13 protein-coding genes are annotated in these 20399 nt (G+C 64.5%); 10 read left to right on the top strand and 3 right to left on the bottom strand.

Features of this window, described 5'->3' with window-relative positions; translation table 11 throughout:
* Positions 1–40 precede the first annotated feature (40 nt).
* Positions 41–2002 (top strand): aconitase family protein, encoded by a 1962-nt coding sequence (locus LY284_RS32700; RefSeq protein WP_233390579.1) that lies wholly within the window; start codon positions 41–43, stop codon positions 2000–2002.
* A 52-nt stretch (positions 2003–2054) separates the two neighbouring features.
* The gene (locus LY284_RS32695) at positions 2055–3506 is read left to right on the top strand and encodes an MFS transporter (protein WP_233390577.1); all 1452 of its coding nucleotides are present in this window, start codon (positions 2055–2057) and stop codon (positions 3504–3506) included.
* A 5-nt stretch (positions 3507–3511) separates the two neighbouring features.
* Here LY284_RS32695 and LY284_RS32690 read toward each other — a convergent pair whose 3' ends face one another.
* Positions 3512–4417: a LysR family transcriptional regulator gene (locus LY284_RS32690; RefSeq protein WP_045460305.1), complete on the bottom strand. Its 906-nt coding sequence runs from the start codon at positions 4415–4417 to the stop codon at positions 3512–3514.
* A 104-nt stretch (positions 4418–4521) separates the two neighbouring features.
* Between LY284_RS32690 and LY284_RS32685 the strand changes: the two genes are divergently transcribed.
* Positions 4522–8061 (top strand): indolepyruvate ferredoxin oxidoreductase family protein, encoded by a 3540-nt coding sequence (locus tag LY284_RS32685; RefSeq protein WP_233390575.1) that lies wholly within the window; start codon positions 4522–4524, stop codon positions 8059–8061.
* On the opposite strand, the gene LY284_RS32680 is transcribed toward LY284_RS32685, so the two are convergent.
* The gene (locus LY284_RS32680; RefSeq protein ID WP_233390574.1) at positions 8025–9002 is read right to left on the bottom strand and encodes a LysR substrate-binding domain-containing protein; all 978 of its coding nucleotides are present in this window, start codon (positions 9000–9002) and stop codon (positions 8025–8027) included. The genes LY284_RS32685 and LY284_RS32680 overlap by 37 nt on opposite strands.
* 116 nt (positions 9003–9118) lie before the next feature.
* On the opposite strand from LY284_RS32680, the gene LY284_RS32675 reads away from it, so the two are divergent.
* From LY284_RS32675 to araH, 7 genes are all read left to right on the top strand, one after another.
* A complete protein-coding gene (locus LY284_RS32675; protein WP_233390571.1) occupies positions 9119–10852 on the top strand; it encodes an IlvD/Edd family dehydratase in 1734 nt (577 codons plus the stop codon).
* A gap of 119 nt (positions 10853–10971) precedes the next feature.
* Positions 10972–12318 (top strand): MFS transporter, encoded by a 1347-nt coding sequence (locus LY284_RS32670; RefSeq protein ID WP_233390570.1) that lies wholly within the window; start codon positions 10972–10974, stop codon positions 12316–12318.
* Between the two features lie 39 nt (positions 12319–12357).
* Positions 12358–13287 (top strand): dihydrodipicolinate synthase family protein, encoded by a 930-nt coding sequence (locus LY284_RS32665; protein ID WP_233390568.1) that lies wholly within the window; start codon positions 12358–12360, stop codon positions 13285–13287.
* A 48-nt stretch (positions 13288–13335) separates the two neighbouring features.
* Entirely contained in the window at positions 13336–14274 is a 939-nt protein-coding gene (locus LY284_RS32660) for a Gfo/Idh/MocA family protein (RefSeq protein ID WP_233390566.1), read from the top strand.
* Positions 14275–14322: 48 nt separating this feature from the next.
* Complete coding sequence (locus tag LY284_RS32655; protein ID WP_014252184.1) at positions 14323–15327, top strand: arabinose ABC transporter substrate-binding protein; 1005 nt, start codon at positions 14323–14325, stop codon at positions 15325–15327.
* Between the two features lie 6 nt (positions 15328–15333).
* Positions 15334–16863 carry an L-arabinose ABC transporter ATP-binding protein AraG gene (araG, locus tag LY284_RS32650; RefSeq protein ID WP_233390564.1) on the top strand — a complete coding sequence of 510 codons (1530 nt, stop codon included), beginning with the start codon at positions 15334–15336 and terminating at the stop codon, positions 16861–16863.
* Between the two features lie 28 nt (positions 16864–16891).
* Entirely contained in the window at positions 16892–17902 is a 1011-nt protein-coding gene (araH, locus tag LY284_RS32645) for an L-arabinose ABC transporter permease AraH (protein WP_014252186.1), read from the top strand.
* Positions 17903–17906: 4 nt separating this feature from the next.
* Here the strand turns inward: araH and LY284_RS32640 are convergent, their stop codons facing one another.
* Complete coding sequence (locus LY284_RS32640) at positions 17907–20384, bottom strand: glycoside hydrolase family 2 protein (protein ID WP_233390563.1); 2478 nt, start codon at positions 20382–20384, stop codon at positions 17907–17909.
* Positions 20385–20399: the final 15 nt, after the last annotated feature.

The following is a 20399-nucleotide window of genomic DNA, read 5'->3' as shown; positions in this document are numbered from 1 at the left end:
CGGGCCCGAACGTCTAGATTGGCAGCCAGGGAGAATTGCAATGGCCAATCTGGAAATAAGCGGGCGAATCCTGTTTCTGTGCGCGGACCCGTCGAAAGTCGAGCGCCAGCTTTCGGGCATCGACCTCAGACCCGATGAAGCGGGCGCATTGCGCGACGATGTCTCCACCGACGAGATCACGCCGATCGGCGTGCTTACGCGCTTCGACGAACGCCTCGGTCAGTGTCCGTATGTCGGCTTTCATGCGGGCGGGCGCAATCCTGTCGGCACCGATGCCGTGCGCGCGGGCCGCTTTCAGGTGACGGTCGCGGGCAATCGCTATGGCAAAGGCTCCTCGCGCGAACATAGCCCGCTCGCGGAATATCACGCGGGCATTCGCCTCGTCATCGCACGCAGCTTCGAGCGGATCTACCGGCAAAACGCGGACAATCTCGGCCTCTTCACCTCGACGGATTTCGGCCTGATCGAACGTATCCGGCGCGGCGAATCGATCGACGTGGAAGAACTCGTCGCGGGCCGCGATCCGCTTGCCGCCACGATCCTGAAGAGCGGTGGCCTGCTGCGATACGGGCAGTTGCATATGCAGCGCGTCAGCATCGAGCCGGTATCGGGCGATGACGCGCCGCGCACGCTCGTCGAAAAGATTCTCGCGCGCCATGCATTGACGACCGGTGTGACGAACGCGGCGCTCGAACCGGGTAACGGCATCTTCGTGCGCGCGGACTGGCGTTTCATCCACGAGTACTACACGGGCATGGCCGCGCACATGCTGCACGCAACGTTCGGCCGTCCTCTGACGCTCTACGAACCGCATGGCGTGCTCGCGTTCGAGGATCATCTTTCGTATTCGCATCGCAGCGAACTGCATGTGAAGCATGGCCTGCTGCCGAACGTGCGTGAACTGTCGGCGGCGCATCGCGCCTTCGCGCATGACTATGGCGTGCGCAATCACGGCTATCTGAGCGAGACGGAAAGCGAGCTCGACGAAGGTTCGGAAGGCATCTCGCACGCGATGATGGCCGAGCGTTACGCACGGCCGGGGCAGGTTGTCGTCGGCACGGATTCGCATACGCCGCATAGCGGTGCGCTCGGTTGCGTCGCGTTCGGCGTCGGCACGACCGACATGGCCAATGCGTTCGTGACGGGCGCGGTGCGCATGACGGTGCCGCAATCGTTGCGCATCGAATTGCATGGGCCGGTTCCGGCGGGCGTGACGGCGAAGGACATCGTGCTGCATCTGCTCGCCGATGCGCGCATCCGCGCGGGCGCGGGTGTCGGCAAGGTGTTCGAGTTCGCGGGCTCGGCCATCGCGAGCCTTTCCACCGACGAGCGCACGACGCTCACCAACATGACCGCCGAGCTTGGCGGCTTCACCGGCATCGTCGCGCCCGACGAAGAAACCGTGCGCTTTCTGAAGGAACGGCGCGGCATCGACTTCACGATCGAGCCGTGGATGAAGAGCGACGAAGGCGCGCGTTACGCCGATGTGATCGCGATCGATTGCGCGCAACTTACGCCGATGCTCGCCGCGCCCGGCGATCCGGGCAACGGCATTGCGCTTCACGCGCTGGATGAGAGGCCGCGCATCGATATCGCCTACGGCGGCTCGTGCACGGCGGGCAAGCGCGAAGACTTCGATCACTATCACGACGTGCTGGCATGGGCCGCCGAACGCGGATTGCGCGTGCCGGATCACGTCAAGCTGTATCTGCAGTTCGGCACGCAGGACGTGCGCGACTATTGCATCGCGCAAGGCTATGTCGATGCATTCGAGCGCGTCGGCGCGATTCTGCTTCAGCCTTCGTGCGGCGCGTGCGCGAACTGCGGGCCGGGTTCATCGACGGACACGCGGCAGGTCACGATCAGCGCGATCAATCGAAATTTTCCGGGCCGCTCGGGTCCGGGCAAAGTGTGGCTCGCGAGCCCGCCGACGGTCGCGGCAAGCGCACTGCTCGGCAGCGTCGGATCGTTCGCGGAGTTGCGGGCGCGCTTCACGAAGTAAGCACGACCGGGCCGCCTTCGATGCGGCATCGGCATAACTAAAGGAGACAGCAATGGCTATCATGCAGGGCACTTCGAGTCTGCACGACGCCGCCGGCCGCACGCTAACGGACGCTCCGGCGATCGCGAACACAGAGGACACGGCGGGCATCTCGGCGCGCCTCGACCGGCTTCCCGCGACGCGCGCGGTATGGAAGCTCATCTTTCTCCTGAGCCTCGGCTTTTTCTTCGAGCTTTACGATCTGCTCTTCACGGGCTATATCGCGCCGGGGCTCGTGAAAAGCGGCATTCTCACGTCGACGACAGCGGGCCTGTTCGGCACGACAGGCATCGCGAGTTTCATCGCCGCACTGTTCTGCGGGCTTTTCATCGGCACGATCGCGTGCGGCTTTCTCGCGGACCGTTACGGACGCCGCGCGATCTTCACCTACTCGCTGCTGTGGTACGTCGCCGCCAATACGGTGATGGCGTTTCAGGACACCGCGCTATGGCTCAACTTCTGGCGCTTCGTGTCGGGACTCGGCATCGGCGTGGAACTCGTGACGATCGGTACGTACATGTCGGAGCTTGCCCCGAAACATCTGCGTGGCAGAGCCTTCGCGGTGTGTCAGGCGATCGGCTTTTCCGCCGTGCCCGTGGTCGCATTTCTTTCGTATCTGCTCGTGCCGCACGCGCCGTTCGGTTTCGACGGCTGGCGCTGGGTCGCGCTGGCCGGCGGCGTCAGTGCGCTTTTCGTCTGGTACTTTCGCCGCAATCTGCCGGAAAGCCCGCGCTGGCTCGCAAGCAAAGGCCGCGTCGATGAAGCCGATGCCGTCCTGCGCCGTCTCGAAGATCAGGTCTCGCGGCAATACGGCAAGCCGCTGCCCGCGCCGGGTCCGTCCGATCCGATCGCGAAGAAGGCCGGTTTCGCCGATATGTGGAAGCCGCCATATCGCAAGCGCACGCTGATGCTGATCGTCTTTCATATCTTCCAGACGGTCGGCTTTTATGGCTTCGCGAACTGGGTGCCGACCTTGCTCGTGAAACAGGGCGTGACGGTTACGTCGAGCCTGCTTTATACGACCGTGATCGGATTGGCCGCGCCCATCGGTCCGCTGCTCGGCTACTGGATCGCGGACCGGTTCGAGCGCAAGCATGTGATCGTCTTCATGGCGGGTGTGAATATCGTCGCGGGCCTGCTGTTCAGCCAGGCGGGCGGTCCCATGACGATCGTCGCGCTCGGCGTCATGCTCACGCTCGCGGGCAATATCATCTCGTTCACGTATCACACGTATCAGCAGGAGCTTTATCCGACGACGATCCGCGCGCGCGCCGTCGGCTTTGTCTATTCGTGGAGCCGGCTCTCGGCCGTGTTCAGTTCGTTCGCGATCGCGTTCGTGCTGAAAGAGGCGGGCGTGACGGGCGTATTCGGCTTCATCGCGGGCGCGATGCTGCTCGTGATGTTATCGATCGGCTTGATGGGCCCGCGCACGCTCGGCAAATCGCTCGAAAGCATTTCGCATTGACTCGGCTAACCGCCGCACGCGTGAATCAGGAACTGCTGCACGGCGGTCGCGGGGGCGTCCAGCACGGCGCCCTTGCGCCAGATCATGCCCGCTTCCATATGAGGAATGGCGTCGTTCACGGGCCGCGCTTCGATGCGCTTGCCTTCGAGCGACCAGGGCCTAAACACCATGTCCGATAGCACGGTGACGCCGAAGCCATGCGCCACCAGTCCACGCAGCGCCTCCATCGAACTCGTGCGAAACGCGATGTTCGGTGCGAGGCGCTTCTTATGCCAGTAGCGCATCGTCGATTGCTCGCCTTCATCGACGGTAATCAGGATGTACGGATGCGCGGCGATATCTTTCAGCGACACGGCGTGCTGCTGCGCGAGCGGATGCGTCGGCGCGACCCACAACTGGCGTCGCGAGCGCATCAATACCTGACTGTCGAAACGCTCCGGACGCTGCAGATTCGATAAGAGCACGACGCCTATATCGACCTCGCCGTTTGCAACAGCCGTTTCGATATCGGCGCGCTCCATGTCGCGCAAGTCGAAATCGATGAACGGATACGTCGCACGAAAGCGCGCGAGCAACTCCGGCAAAAAATACCCGAGCACCGTATATGACGCGGCAATGCGTGCCACGCCGCGCATGTCGTGCGAGCGAAAGCGCGGCTGATGCATGGCGTCGCGCGCGGCGTCGAGCACGCGGCGCGCGTGGTGATGAAAGTCCTGACCATCGGGCGTCAGCGCGACGCCTTGCGGCATGCGTTCGAACAACTTCGTGCCGAGCGCGCTTTCCAGCGCCAGCACCGCGTTCGTGATCGCGGATTGCGACACGTGCTCGTTGGCCGCCGCCATCGAAAACTGGCCGGTTTGCGCGGCGGCCACGAAATAGCGCAACTGGCGAAGCGTGAGATCGAAGGCCATCTGATTTTCGAATACCAGAGTTGTTTATTCGTGATTTTACGATAGCGGTTCAGCTTTCTATACTGCGCAAAAAACAATGCCCCGAACCTGGAGACACGCCCCTCATGAACGCACCCGATCGCGCCGCGCTGGCCGCAGCAACCGATGTTTCCCTAGACGATAAATACACGCTGGAGAAAGGCCGCGTCTATATCAGCGGCACGCAGGCGCTCGTGCGCCTGCCGATGCTGCAAAAAGCGCGCGACCGCCGTGCCGGACTGAATACGGCGGGCTTCATTTCGGGCTATCGCGGCTCGCCGCTCGGCGCGCTCGATCAGTCGCTCTGGAAGGCGAAGCAGCACCTGAAAGACAACGACATCGTGTTTCAGCCGGGCGTGAACGAAGATCTCGCGGCGACGTCAATCTGGGGCACGCAGCAGGTGAATCTGTGGCCGGGCGCGACGCGCGACGGCGTGTTCGGCATGTGGTACGGCAAGGGGCCGGGCGTGGATCGCACGGGCGATGTGTTCAAGCACGCCAACTCTGCCGGCACTGATAAGCACGGCGGCGTGCTCGTGCTCGCGGGCGACGACCACGCGGCGAAGTCATCGTCGGTGGCGCATCAGTCGGATCATGCGTTCATCGCGGCGGGCATTCCGGTGCTGTATCCGTCGAACGTGCAGGAATATCTCGATTACGGTCTGCATGGCTGGGCCATGAGCCGTTACTCTGGCCTGTGGGTCGCGATGAAATGCGTGACCGACGTGGTCGAATCGACGGCGTCGATCGATCTCGATCCGGACCGCGTGGAGATCGTCACGCCGGCCGATTACGCGATGCCCGCGGAAGGTCTCAACATTCGCTGGCCCGATTCGCCCCTCGCACAGGAAGCGCGCCTGCTCGACGAGAAGTGGTACGCCGCGCTGGCCTATGTGCGCGCGAACAAGCTCAATCGCGTGGTGCTCGATTCGGACAAGCCGCGCTTTGGCATCATCACGGCGGGCAAGGCGTATCTCGACGTGCGTCAGGCGCTCGTCGATCTCGGCCTCGACGATGAAACGTGCGCGCAGATCGGTCTGCGCGTGTTGAAGGTAGGCTGTGTGTGGCCGCTCGATGCACAGGACGCGCGCGCATTCGCGACGGGTCTCGAAGAAATTCTGGTCGTCGAAGAGAAGCGGCAGATTCTCGAATATGCGCTGAAGGAAGAGCTGTACAACTGGCGCGAGGACGTGCGCCCGCGCATCTACGGCAAGTTCGACGAACGCGACAATGAAGGCGGCGAATGGTCCGTGCCGCGCGGCGACTGGCTTTTGCCCGCGCATTACGAGCTGTCGCCCGCGCTGATCGCAAAGGCCATCGCCCGCCGTCTCGCGCGCGCGGATCTTCCCGCCGACGTGCGCGCCCGCATGCTGGCGCGCGTCGAAACCATCGAGGCGAAAGAACGTGAAGCGGTGAAGCCGCGCGTCGATGTCGAGCGCAAGCCGTGGTTCTGCTCGGGCTGCCCGCACAACACGTCGACGCGCGTGCCCGAAGGCTCGCGCGCGCTCGCGGGCATCGGCTGCCATTACATGTCGATGTGGATGGACCGCAAGACCGAAACCTTCAGCCAGATGGGCGGCGAGGGCGTCGCGTGGATCGGACAGATGCATTTTTCCGGCGACAAGCACGTCTTCGTCAATCTCGGCGACGGCACGTACTTTCATTCGGGCCTGCTCGCGGTGCGCGCGGCGATCGCGGCGAACGCGAACATCACCTACAAGATTCTTTATAACGACGCTGTCGCGATGACAGGCGGCCAGCCCGTCGACGGCGTGCTGACCGTGCCGCAGATCGCGCATCAGGTCTATGCGGAAGGCGCGAAACGCATTGTCATCGTCACGGACGAGCCGCAGAAGTACGATGCGGGCGTCGCATTGCCGGACGGCGTGAATGTGCATCATCGCGACGAGCTCGACCGCATTCAGCGCGAGTTGCGCGATACGCAAGGCACGACGATCCTCATCTACGATCAGACCTGCGCGACGGAGAAGCGCCGCCGCCGCAAACGCGGAACGTATCCCGACCCGGCGCGCCGCGCGTTCATCAACGATGCCGTGTGCGAAGGCTGCGGCGACTGCTCGGTGCAGTCGAACTGCCTGTCCGTCGAGCCGATGGACACGCCGCTCGGCACGAAGCGCAAGATCAATCAGTCGTCGTGCAACAAGGACTTTTCGTGCGTGAAAGGCTTCTGCCCGAGCTTCGTGACGGCCGAAGGCGCGCAGGTTCGCAAGCCCCGGGCGTCGAAGGAAACCAAGCCCGACTTCGACAAGCTGCCGTCGCCTTCATTGCCCGCGCTCTCGAAGCCTTACGGCATTCTCGTGACGGGCGTGGGCGGCACGGGCGTCGTGACGATCGGTGGATTGATCGGCATGGCGGCGCATATCGAGCGCAAGGGCGTCACGGTGCTGGACATGGCAGGCCTCGCGCAGAAGGGCGGCGCGGTGCTGAGTCATGTGCAGATCGCGCCGGAGCCTCGCGCCCTGCACGCCACGCGTATCGCGACGGGCGAAGCGCGGCTCGTGATCGGTTGCGATGCGATCGTGTCGGCTTCCAACGACGTGCTCTCGCGCACCCGCAACGGCGTGACGCAGGCGGCGATCAACAGCGGCGCGACGCCGACCGCCGGTTTCGTCACGGACGCGAACTGGACCTTTCCGGCCGCGCAGACGGAGCAGGCGTTGCAGGACAGCATCGGCGCGGGCTGCGCATTCATCGACGCCAACGCGCTCGCGCTCAAACTGCTCGGCGACACGATCTATTCGAATCCGCTGCTGCTGGGCTTTGCATGGCAGAAGGGCTGGCTGCCGCTCGAACTCGCGAGCCTGAAGCGCGCGATCGAACTGAACAATGTTGCCGTCGAGAAGAACGTGCTCGCGTTCAACTGGGGACGATTCGTCGCCCAGCATGGCGTGGGCGAGCTCATCAAGCCCGCGCAACATGCGATCGTGATGAAGATGCCCGAGTCGCTGGAAAACGTGATTGCGACGCGTGAGACCTTGCTCACGGCGTATCAAAGCGAAGCGTATGCGCGTTCGTATCGCAGCGTGGTCGAACGTATGCGCGAGAAAGAGAAGTCGTTGAACCCGAAGCTGCCGTTGACGCGCGCGGTGGCAAAGAATCTCGCGAAGCTCATGGCCTATAAGGACGAGTACGAAGTCGCGCGCCTCTATGCCGATCCCGCCTATCTCGACAAGCTACGCGAACAGTTCGAAGGCGAGCCGGGCCGCGATTACAAGCTCATGTTCCATCTTGCGCCGCCGCTCTTCGCCAAGCATGACGAGCACGGCCATCTCGTGAAGCAGCGCTTCGGCGCGTGGATGCTGCCCGCATTCCGCGTGCTCGCGAAGATGAAGGGCTTGCGCGGCACGTCGCTCGACGTGTTCGGCAAGACGGAAGAGCGCCGCACGGAGCGCGCGATGATCGCGGATTACATCGCGCTCGTCGACGAATTCTGCGCGACGCTCGATGCCGACCGCTTCGACACCGCGCTGCAACTCGCGAAGCTGCCCGACGAAATCCGCGGTTTCGGCCACGTGAAGGCGCGCAACATGGCGGCGGTTGCAAGCAAGCGCGAGCGTCTGATCGGACGTTATCGCGCGCCGGTGGAGCTGGCGGCGACGGCCTGAGCGCCGTACACCTCGCGGGCGGCGGCGCGCAACGCATCGACCATGACTTCCGTGGCCGGCGTGAAGAGCCGGTCCGCCCGCGTGACGATGCCGAAGTCGTCCATCTGGCAATCCATCGGCAGCGGCAGCATGTCGACGATGCCATGCCGCGCGTAATACAGCGCGACGTCTTCCGCCACGACGGCGATCATGTCGCTTTGTTCCAGCACTTGCGTGATGAAGAGAATCGCCGCCGTCTCGACGACATTCGACGGCGGCGCGAGGCTCGCGCGCTGGAACATCAGTTCGAAGCGATGCCGCAACACGCTGCCCGCGGGCGGCACGAGCCACGCCGCATCGCGCACGTCGCTCAATGTGAGCGCCTTCTCCTTCAGCAACGGATGCCCCGCGCGCACGACCGCGCGCACCGGCTCGCCCGCAAGCTGCTCGTAACGCAGCCGCACCTTGTCATGCTCGACCGAGAGCCGGCCGATGACGATATCGAGCTTTTCCTGCGCGAGCCGTTCGAGCAGCACGTTGCTCGTATCGATCTCGACGGAAATGCGGATATCCGCATGCGCGCGCTTCACGGCGGCGACGGCGGCGGGCAAAAGCCGCACGCCCGGCGACGTGATCGCGCCGAGCGCCACATGTCCGAGCCGTCCCGACGCAAGCGCGACGAGTTCTTCCTGAGCCTGATCCAGACTGCCGAGCACGGCGCGCGCGTGACGGATCATCGCGTCGCCATACAACGTCGCGCGCACGCCGCGCGGTTCGCGCTCGAATAGCGCCACGCCGAGCGTTTCTTCCAGCTCGCGCAAGAGCTTCGACGCGGCGGGCTGCGTCATGTTCAGCACGGCCGCCGCGCGATGAATATTGCCTTCTTCCGCCAGCGCGACGATCAGCAGAAGCTGCCGCGTCTTCAGGCGATTGCGCACATACCAGGGACTGGGATTCAGCATGTAGGGGTTTATACGAATGCTGGTTTGTATATCGATAACGTCCAACTTTTCATTAGTCCATTATCTCGCGGCCTTTTAGACTTCGCCAAATCGAATTTTTGACGGGGATGAAACCGATGGCCGCATCGAAGCCCAAGCTGCGCTCCGCGCAATGGTTCGGCACCAACGACAAGAACGGCTTCATGTATCGAAGCTGGATGAAGAACCAGGGCATTCCGGATCACGAGTTCGATGGCCGGCCGGTCATCGGCATTTGCAATACGTGGTCCGAGCTCACACCGTGCAACGCGCACTTTCGCAAGATCGCGGAGCACGTGAAGCGCGGCGTCTATGAAGCGGGCGGCTTTCCCGTCGAGTTTCCGGTGTTCTCCAACGGCGAATCGAATCTGCGGCCGACGGCGATGCTTACGCGCAATCTCGCCGCGATGGACGTCGAGGAAGCGATTCGCGGCAATCCCATCGACGCGGTCGTGCTGCTCACCGGTTGCGACAAGACCACGCCCGCGCTCCTGATGGGCGCGGCAAGCTGCGACGTTCCCGCGATCGTCGTGACGGGCGGCCCGATGCTCAACGGCAAGCTCGACGGCAAGAACATCGGCTCGGGCACGGCGGTGTGGCAACTGCATGAGTCGCTGAAGGCCGGCGAGATCGACCTGCATCAGTTTCTTTCCGCCGAAGCGGGCATGTCGCGCTCGGCAGGCACCTGCAACACGATGGGCACCGCGTCCACGATGGCCTGCATGGCCGAAGCGCTCGGCACGTCGCTGCCGCACAATGCCGCGATTCCCGCCGTCGATTCGCGCCGCTACGTGCTGGCGCATATGTCGGGCATTCGCATCGTGGAGATGGCGCTCGAAGGGCTGACGCTCTCGAAGATTCTCACGCGCGAGGCGTTCGAAAACGCGATCCGCACGAACGCCGCGATCGGCGGCTCGACCAACGCGGTCATTCACCTGAAGGCGATCGCGGGGCGCATCGGCGTGCCGCTCGAACTGGAAGACTGGACGCGCATCGGCCGCGACACGCCCACCATCGTCGATCTGATGCCCTCGGGCCGCTTCCTCATGGAAGAGTTCTATTACGCAGGCGGCCTGCCTGCCGTGCTGCGGCGTCTGGGCGAAGCCAACCTGATTCCGCATCCGGATGCCCTCACGGTGAACGGCAAGTCGCTGTGGGAGAACGTGAAGAGCGCGCCTATTACGGATAACGAAGTAATACGTACGCTCGACAATCCGTTGATCGACGATGGCGGCATTCGCATTCTGCGCGGCAATCTCGCGCCGCGCGGCGCGGTGCTGAAGCCTTCCGCGGCGAGTCCCGAGTTGCTCAGGCATCGCGGCCGCGCGGTCGTGTTCGAGAACCTGGAGCACTACAAAGAGCGCATCGTCGACGAATCGCTCGATGTCGACAAGCACTCCGTGCTCGTGTTGAAGAACTGCGGGCCGAAGGGTTATCCCGGCATGGCCGAAGTCGGCAACATGGGCCTGCCGCCCAAGCTGCTGCGTCAGGGCGTGAAGGACATGGTGCGCATCTCGGACGCACGCATGAGCGGCACCGCTTACGGCACGGTGGTGCTGCACGTCGCGCCGGAAGCGGCGGCGGGCGGGCCGCTTGCGGCAGTGCGTGACGGCGACTGGATCGAGCTCGACTGCGATGCCGGCACGCTTCATCTCGACATCAGCGATGAAGAACTCGCGCGCCGCATGAGCGATCGCGAGCCGCCGCGCAAGCACGGCGAGGGCGGCTATCAGCGGCTTTATGTCGATCACGTTCTGCAGGCGGACGAAGGCTGCGACCTCGACTTTCTCGTCGGCAAGCGCGGCGCGGCCGTGCCCCGGCATTCGCATTGAAAACTCCCAAAAGAACCTGAGAGCGTTGTTATCGTGCGCGTCGCATGGCTAAATCGAGGACTCTTGAAACGAACCGGCACGCCGATGCCGGTCGAGATTGCAGATAAATAGGAAACCCTATGAATTCGAAAAACGCGGCCGCGCTGGAACGCACCGCACCCGGGACGGATCGCGCGATCGATCATCCGGACGCGAGCGAGCGCCGCATCATCGGATTGCTGGTGCGCAAGCTGTTGCCGTTTCTCGCGTTGATCTACGTGGTGGCCTACATCGACCGCACGGTGGTCGGCTTTGCCAAGCTGCATATGAACGCCGCGGTGGGCTTGAGCGACGCCGCGTATGGCCTCGGTGCGGGCCTCTTTTTCATCGGCTATTTCCTGTGCGAGGTGCCGAGCAATCTCGCGCTGGAGCGCTTTGGCGTGCGCGTGTGGTTCGCGCGCATTCTCGCGACGTGGGGCGTGATCACGATGGCGATGGCGCTCACGCGCGGCCCGATGAGCTTCTATGCGCTGCGCTTTCTGCTCGGCGCGGCGGAGGCGGGGCTGTATCCGGGCATCCTGTATTACTTCACGAAGTGGTTTCCGCTGCGTCAGCGTGCGCGCATCATCGGCTTGCTGATGCTGGCGCAGCCGATCTCCGGCATCGTCACCGGGCCGGTCGCCGGCTGGCTGCTGTCGACGCATGGGGTCTTCGGCATGTCGAACTGGCAGACCTTGTTCGTCGTGAGCGGCCTGCCCGCCGTGCTGCTCGCGCTGCCGACCTTGCGCGTGCTGCCCGAGTCGCCCGAGCATGCGCGCTGGCTCGCGCCGGCGGATCGCGCGTGGATCGAGCGCAAGCTGGCCGAGGACCGCGCAGCCTACGCGCTGAAGGCGCACGGCAATCCGCTCGCGGCGCTGAAGGACGGGCGCGTGCTGCTGCTCGCGTTGCTGTTCCTGCCGTTTCCGCTCGCGATTTACGGTCTTTCGCTGTGGCTTCCGACGATCATCAAGAGCTTCGGCGTCACCGATTCGATGACGGGCCTGCTCTCCGCCGTGCCGTATCTCTTCGCCGTAGTCGGGCTGTGCATCGTGCCGCGTCACTCCGACAGGAAGCGCGAGCGCTATGGCCATATCGTGGCGGTGACGAGCTTCGGCGCATTGATGCTGGCGGGCAGCGCATGGGCGGGCAGCGCGCCGTTGCAGTTCGCGTTCATCTGCCTCGCCGCGTTCTCGCTGTATGCGATTCAGCCGGTCGTGTGGGCGTTGCCGGGGCAATTCCTGACCGGCGCGAGCGCGGCCGTCGGTATCGCGACGATCAATTCCATCGGCAATCTCGGCGGCTATTTCGGGCCCGCGGGCATCGGCTTCATCAAGGATCGCACGGGCCATCTCGCGGACGGCCTCTACTTTCTGGCGGCGATGCTGTTCGTGGCGGTCGTCGTCACCTTCGTCGTGCGCCGCGCGCTCGACCGGCCGCGCGCCCGATGAACCCATGAGATTCCCATTCAATTCACTCTGGACGCCAGCATGACGAGCCTCGCCCATCCACGCTATCGCGGCATCTTCCCGGTCGTGCCGACGACCTTCACCGAATCCGGCGAGCTCGATCTGGAAAGCCAGAAGCGCGCAGTCGATTTCATGATCGATGCAGGCTCGGACGGCCTCGCGATTCTCGCGAATTTCTCCGAGCAGTTCTCGCTCGCCGACGATGAACGCGACACGCTCACGCGCGTCATTCTCGAACACGTCGCGGGCCGCGTACCGGTAATCGTCACGACGTCGCACTACGGCACGCGCGTGTGCATCGAGCGCAGCCGGCGCGCGCAGGAACTCGGCGCCGCGATGGTCATGGCCATGCCGCCTTATCACGGCGCGACGTTCCGCGTGCCCGAAGCCGCGATTTACGCGTTCTACGCGCGTCTTTCGGATGCCCTGACCATTCCGATCATGATCCAGGACGCACCGGCCGCGGGCACGCCGCTGTCCGCGCCGTTTCTTGCCCGCATGGCTCGCGAGATCGAGCAGGTGTCGTACTTCAAGATCGAAACGCCGGGCGCGGCGAACAAGCTGCGCGAGCTGATTCAACTCGGCGGCGAGGCGATCGAAGGACCGTGGGATGGCGAAGAAGCGATCACGCTGCTCGCCGATCTCAACGCGGGCGCGACCGGTTCGATGACAGGCGGTGGCTTCCCCGATGGCATTCGTCCGATCATCGAAGCGCATCGCAACGGGCGCATCGACGAAGCGTTCGCGCTGTATCAGCGCTGGCTTCCGCTCATCAATCACGAGAACCGGCAGGCGGGCCTGCTCGCGGCGAAGGCGCTGATGAAGGAGGGCGGCGTGATCGCATGCGATGCGCCGCGTCATCCGCTGCCCGCGATGGGCCGCGAAACGCGCGATGAGCTGATCGCCATTGCGCGACGTCTCGATCCGCTGGTGTTGCGCTGGGCGCGATAGCGTTATCGTGAACGCTCGCCCACCCAATCGGAGACAAGGAGGCATCGCATGAATACGGTCTATAAACTCGGCGTCGTCGGCATCGGCAAGATTGCGCGTGACCAGCATCTGCCCGCGATCGCGGCGCAGCAGGGATTCGAACTCGTCGCGTGCGCGAGCCGGAACGCGAGCGTCGAAGGCGTGCGCAATTACGAGGATATCGGCGCGCTGCTCGCCGCCGAACCATCGCTCGACGCGATCTCGCTCTGTGCGCCGCCGCAAGTGCGCTATGAGCAGGCATTGGCCGCGCTCGAAGCGGGCAAGCACGTCATGCTGGAAAAACCGCCGGGCGCGAGCGTGAGCGAGGTCGTCGCCTTGCATGACATCGCGCGTGCGCGCGGCTGCACGCTGTTCGCGTCGTGGCATTCGCGGGCGGCAAGCGCGGTGGAGCCCGCGCGCGCGTGGCTCGCATCGAAGGAGGCGGGCGCTCTGCGTTCGGTCGAGGTGCGCTGGAAGGAAGACGTGCACCGCTGGCATCCGGGCCAGCAATGGATCTGGGAGCCGGGCGGTCTCGGCGTGTTCGATCCGGGCATCAACGCGCTCTCGATCGTCACGCGCATCCTGCCGCATGAAGTGGCGTTGCGCGCGGCCACGCTCACTACGCCGAGCGATACGTCCACGCCCATCGCGGCGGAACTCGATTGCGTCGCGACCAACGGTGCGCCCGTGCGCGCGGTGTTCGACTGGCGTCACGGCCCCGTCGAGGAATGGGACATCGATATCGAAACCGACGCAGGCCGCCTCTCGATGCGCGAAGGCGGCAAGCGCTTGTCGATCGCGGGCAAGGACATCGTGCTTCCGGCAGAGCGCGAATATCCCGCGCTGTACGAGCGTTTTCACGAACTCGTCGCAACCAAGCAGAGCGACGTCGATGTACGGCCGCTCGCCCTCGTTGCCGATGCGTTTCTCACAGGACGTCCTATCGAAACCGAGCCGTTCGGGCGTTAGCAGCACCCGCATCATCTACACAAAAGCCAACACAAGGAGACATACGACATGACCAGCACTTTCCGCCGCCTGACCCTGCGCGCCATGATGGCCGCGATGATCGCCGGGCCTTTCGCGATGCACGGCGCGGCGCAAGCCGACGAGCCGCTCAAGATCGGCTTTCTCGTGAAGATGCCCGAACAGGCGTGGTTCATCAACGAACAGAAGGCCTCGACGGCGCTCGGGCAGAAGGAGAACTTCACGTCCGTGAACATCGGCACGCCGGACGGCGAGAAAGTGCTGGCCGCTATCGACAATCTCGGCGCTCAAGGTGCGCAGGGCTTCGTGATCTGCGCACCCGACGTGCGCCTCGGACCGGCGATTCAGGCGCGCGCGAAGCGCTACAACATGAAGTTCGTATCCGTCGACGATCAGCTCGTCGATACATCCGGCAAGCCGCTTTCGAACGTGCCGCATCTGGGCATGTCCGCCTTCAAGATCGGCAATCAGGTCGGCGATGCCATCGCGGGCGAGATGAAGCGCCGCGGCTGGAAGCCGGAGGAAGTGGGCGCGTTGCGCATCACCGATTACGAACTGCCGACCGCGAAGCTGCGCACCGACGGCGCCACGCAAGCGCTGATCGCGGGCGGCTTCAAGAAGGAGAACATCTTCGATGCGCCGCAAAAGACCACCGACGACGAAGGCGGCTTCAATGCGGCGTCGCCGGTGCTCGCGCAGCATCCGAACATCAAGAAGTGGGTGATCTTCGCGCTCAATGAAGAAAGCGTGCTGGGCGGCGTGCGCGCCACGGAGCAACTGCACATTGCTTCGGCCGATGTCATCGGCGTGGGCATCAACGGCGCGGGCGAGGCCTTCGCGGAGTTCCAGAAGAAGGAGCAGACGGGCTTCTTCGGCACGATCGCGGTGAGCTCGACCAATCATGGCAAGGACAGCGCGCAGAACCTCGTCGAATGGATTCGCAAGGGCAAGCAGCCGCCCGCCGACACGCAGACCACGGGCAAGCTGATGACCCGCGAGAACTGGAAGTCGGTGCGTACCGAACTCGGCATCTAAGGCGTCATGGATACGACGACGCTGGATGAAACGCGCGCGCCGGCAACGAGCGCCGGCTATCTGGAACTCGACGGCATCACGGTGAGCTTCCCCGGCGTGCGCGCGCTCGACGGCGTTTCGCTGTCGGTGCGCGCGGGCGAAGTGCACGGCCTGATGGGCGAGAACGGCGCGGGCAAATCGACGCTGCTCAAGGTGCTGTCCGGCGTGAACAAGCCGCTTGCGGGCACGTTGCGGTTAAACGGCATCGAGCAGCGCTTCACGTCGACGCGCGAGGCGATCGCGGCGGGCATCGCGATCATCTATCAGGAACTGCATCTCGTGCCCGAGCTGACGGTTGCGGAGAACCTGATGCTCGGCGCCTTGCCGAACCGTGGCGGCGTGCTCGACGAACGCGCCCTCGTGCAACGCGCGATGAAGGAACTTGAGCGCCTGGGCGAACGCATCGACCCGCGCACGCCGGTCAAGCATCTCTCGATCGGTCAGCGGCAGATGATCGAGATCGGCAAGGCGCTGATGCGCGATGCGCGCGTGATCGCCTTCGACGAACCCACGTCGTCGCTCTCCGCGCGCGAAACCGCGCAGCTCTTTAGGATCATCGATGCCTTGCGCGCCGATGGCCGCGCAATCATCTACGTCACGCATCGCATGGACGAAGTCTACGAGCTGTGCGATCGCGTGACGGTGTTTCGCGACGGCAAGCGCATCGAGACGTTCGAGTCCGTCGCGGATCTCGAACGCGATCGTCTGATCGGCTGCATGGTGGGCCGCTCGATCACCGATGTGTACGGCTATCGGCCGCGCGAAGCCGGCGACGTGATGCTCGAAGCGAAGGGTCTGCTCGGGCCGGGCTTGTCCGAGCCGGTCTCGTTCAGCGCACGGCGCGGCGAGATTCTCGGCTTCTTCGGGCTCGTCGGCGCGGGCCGGTCCGAGTTGATGAAGCTCATCTACGGCGCGACGAAGGCGAGCGAGGGACACGTCGAGCTGAAGGGTAAACGCGTGGCGTTCGCGAGTCCGCGCGATGCGGTGCGCGCGGGCATCGCGCTGTGTCCCGAGGATCGCAAGCAGGAAGGCATCGTCGCGATCGCATCGGTGTCGGACAACCTCAACATCAGCGCACGCCGGCATTTCAGTCCCGCGCGTTTCCTGCTCGATGCCCGGCGCGAACGTGCGCTCGCGCAGGAATACATCGCGAAGCTGGCGATCAAGACGCGCAGCGGCGAGACGGCGATCGGCACGCTGTCGGGCGGCAATCAGCAGAAGGTGATTCTGTCGCGCTGGCTCGCCGAACGCATCGACGTGTTTCTGATGGACGAGCCCACGCGCGGCATCGATGTCGGCGCGCGCGCCGAGATCTACAACCTGCTGTACGAGCTCGCCGAAGCGGGGCGCACGGTGATCATGGTGTCGAGCGATCTCGCCGAAGTGATCGGCGTGGCGGATCGCATCATCGTGATGAAGGAAGGGCGCATAGCGGGTTCATTGCTCAAGGCCGACGCCACCCCCGATGAACTGATCAAGCTCGCGCTGCCGCGTTGACGGCCGCGCACGGAAGGACGAACAGATTATGAGTCAACTCATGCAAACTCCAGGCACTTCATCCGCAAGCGACAGCGCCGCCCCGGTCACGCCTTCGCAGGCGCGCATGTGGGACCTCGTCAACAAGTCGGGCATCGTCGTGGTATTCCTCGTGCTGTTCGCGGTGCTCTCCGTGACGGTGCCGGGCTTTCTCACGCCGCGCAACATTCAGGGCTTGCTGCTTTCGGTGACGCTCATCGGCTCCATCGCCGTGACGATGATGTTCGTGCTCGCCCTGGGCGAGGTGGACCTTTCTGTTGCCTCGATCGTCGCGTTCGCGGGCGTGATGGCGTCCACGGTCATCACGGCGACGCATAGCGTGACGCTCGGCATCGTGGCGGGCGTGCTCGCGGGCGGTGCGGTCGGGCTCGTGAACGGCGTGCTGATCGCGCGCTTCAAGATCAATTCGCTGATCGCCACGCTCGCGATGATGGAAGCGGTGCGCGGCCTGGCCTTCCTGACCTCGAACGGCGATGCGGTGATGATCTCCGAGGAACGCTTCTTCGATCTCGGCGGCGGCTCGTTTCTCGGCATCTCGTTTCCGATCTGGAGCAACATCATCGGCTTCGTGGTGTTCGGCTTTCTGCTGAAGAAGACCGTGTTCGGCAAGAACGTGCTGGCCGTGGGCGGCAACAGCGAAGCCGCCGTGCTCGCGGGCCTGCCCGTCACGCGCATCAAGATCACGGTGTTCGTGCTGCAAGGGCTCGTGACGGGCTTCGCCGGCGTGATGCTCGCGTCGCGCATGAGTCTCGGCGATCCGAAGACATCGGTCGGTCTCGAACTCGGCGTGATCTCGGCGTGCGTGCTCGGCGGCGTATCGCTGACGGGCGGCGTGGCGACGATCTCGGGCGTGCTCGTCGGCGTGCTCATCATGGGCGCGGTGCAGGACGCGATGAGCCTGCTCAACGTGCCGACGTTCTATCAGTATCTGATTCGCGGCGGCATTCTGCTGCTGGCCGTGCTGTTCGACCAGTTCCGGCGCAGCAAGCGAGCGGTTTGACGCATCACGCAGCGCGATACGTCGCGCTGCGCAGCGCATTGACCGCGCACACATCGCCCTCGGGCGCGGCGCGCACATTCGCGTGCCGCGCGACGAGCGGAACGCGTCGCGTGCCGCCAGGCGCGAGATGAAACCAGTCGATGCGCGCGTAATAGTTCGGATCGACGATATGCACCCAGCGCGCGAGCTGCGCCGTTTCGACGACGAGACTCCAGCCTTCGTCATCCTTCTCGACCGAGGCACGCAGGCCGATATCGCGCCGCTCGCCAATCGACGGATCGGGAAAGTGGAACGCTTCCGATAGCACGTCGCCCGTATCCGCATCGCGCAGGACGACATGCGTCGCATCGTGCGCGCGCGGCCCGAAGCGGTACGCATACGCGATATCGAAGAACGCGCCGATCAGCGCATTCGAGGACACGCGTTGCACGCTGCGCGGCGGCAACACGATATCGCGCGAACCGCCCGCCACTTTGACCGCGCCTTCGCGCAGACACGTCAGCTCGACGCGTGCGCGAATCTCGCGTGCCGTCTCGTTGACAAGATGCACGTCGAGGCCGTCGAGGCCTTCGTCGAGAATCAGCGCCTGCACCGGTTGCAGCACGCGCGCGAGTCCATGCAGCGCGCTCTTCGGTGCGCCGAGCACGTCGATGACGCCCCAGCCCGCGCCCGGCCGCACATCGAGCAGATTCCACACGATGCCGCCCGCGCAGGTCGATCCTTCGCGACGCCATTCGGAGAACACCGCGCCGATCACATCGGCGACGATCGCGCGCGACAACTCCAGATAACGCTCGGGATTTTCATAGCGCAGACGCGGCACATCGATGCGATAGAGCGCTTGCATGTAGTGCTCGCGCACGTCGTCGAAGTCCCACGCGGAACCGGGATCGCGCGGCACGCCCGATTTCCAGCGCGGCTCGTGCGCGCGCGGGTTCGGCAACGCGCGCAACGCGGCATCGTCAGGCACGTTCGCGAACGCGAGGCATTCTGAGGCAAAGCGCACTTGCGCGCGGCGCACGTCGTCGAACGATCGCTGATACGCGGGCACGCCGTAGTAATGCGTGATGCCGCCGCGCGTGCCGAAAGGCATCGATACCGTATCGCCGGGCGCGGCGCTCGGCGAGTTCACGACATACGCGGCATCGGGCCTGTGTGCGGCGATCGCGTTCGGCAGCAGTTCCGTGAAAAGGCGCTGCTGATAGGCGTCGAAAGGCAAGCCGAGCATCGCAGCCTGCTGATGCACTTCGCTTCCGCCGCATAACACGGCGAGCGATGCGAAGCGCCGCGTGCGTGCGAGAAACTGTTCGGCTTCGCGTTGCGCGCTCGCGCGAAAGGCTTCGTCGTCGGGATAATCGAAGTTCGCGAAAGCGAAGTCCTGCCAGATCATCACGCCGTATTCGTCCGCAAGCGCGTAGAACGCATCGGACTCGTAGAGCGTGATGCCGCTCACGCGAACGATGTTGAGACCGGCATCGCGCATCAGCCGGAAAATGCTTTCGAGCTTCTCGCGCGGCGCGTCCAGCGCGACGATATCCGCCGAGGTCCAGCATGCGCCGCGCGCAAAGACAGGCACGCCGTTCACGACGAGCCGAAAGCCCTGCTGGTCCGCGCCGCGATCGACTTCTATCGTGCGAAAGCCGACATCACCGAGTTCGATATCGTTAAGCTTTACCGCATAGCGCGCCGGCTCGCCGTGCGTATGGGGGAACCACAGGCGCACGTCCGGCACGCGCACGCTGCCCGTCAGCGTGTGCGCGTCCTGCCAGTGCAGCGTGGCTTGCACGCCGCCGCATTCGATCCGATGCGGCGCGGGCGCTTGCGCGTGAAAGAAGCGAAGCGTGATGTCGAGCATGCCGTCGCGTCCCTCGACGCGCGTGTGCATGTCCACACGGTCGATGCAGGCAGGCGATGCGCCGATCAGCTCGACCGCGCGCCACGGGCCCGCGGGCTGAATCGCCGGGCACCAGCCGGACATATGCCCGAGCAGCGTCGTGCGCACGTTTCGCAGCGTGGCCGGCTGCGCGAGCTTCGGACGCCAGCGCGCGCGTGGGCGTTTTGCGGCGAGCGCGGGCGCGATCGAGCGAAAGCACAGATGCAGCATGTGCTCGCCGTTCAGTTCGACATCGACGTCATGCGCGATGAACATCGAATCCGATTCGAGCAGCTTGCGATCGTCGAGCCACACTTCGGCGATAGTCGCGAGCCCGTTGAAGCGCAGGCGCCGTTTGCCGTCGCCCGCGATCTTCACGCGATACCAGTGATCCGAATGCGCGAACGGCTGCGCGAGCGCTTCATCGGCGATGCCGGACGCGCGCAACGCGGAAGCGATCGTGCCGGGGACGGGCGCAGCGATCCAGTGCACGTGCGTGTCTGTGAGCGTGTCGAGCGATGGGGGCGTGGCGTATGCGCCCGCGGGTGTGCTCGCGCATTGCCAGCCTTCGGACAGACGCAGCGGCGCGTGCGCGGACAAGACGTGCATGACCTTCCTCGATGA

Origin of the sequence: Caballeronia sp. PC1 (assembly GCF_021353155.1) — a bacterium.
Classification (GTDB): Bacteria; Pseudomonadota; Gammaproteobacteria; order Burkholderiales; family Burkholderiaceae; genus Caballeronia; species Caballeronia cordobensis.
Note: the sequence above shows the minus strand (reverse complement) of the source record. Positions and strands in the feature narration are given on the sequence as shown.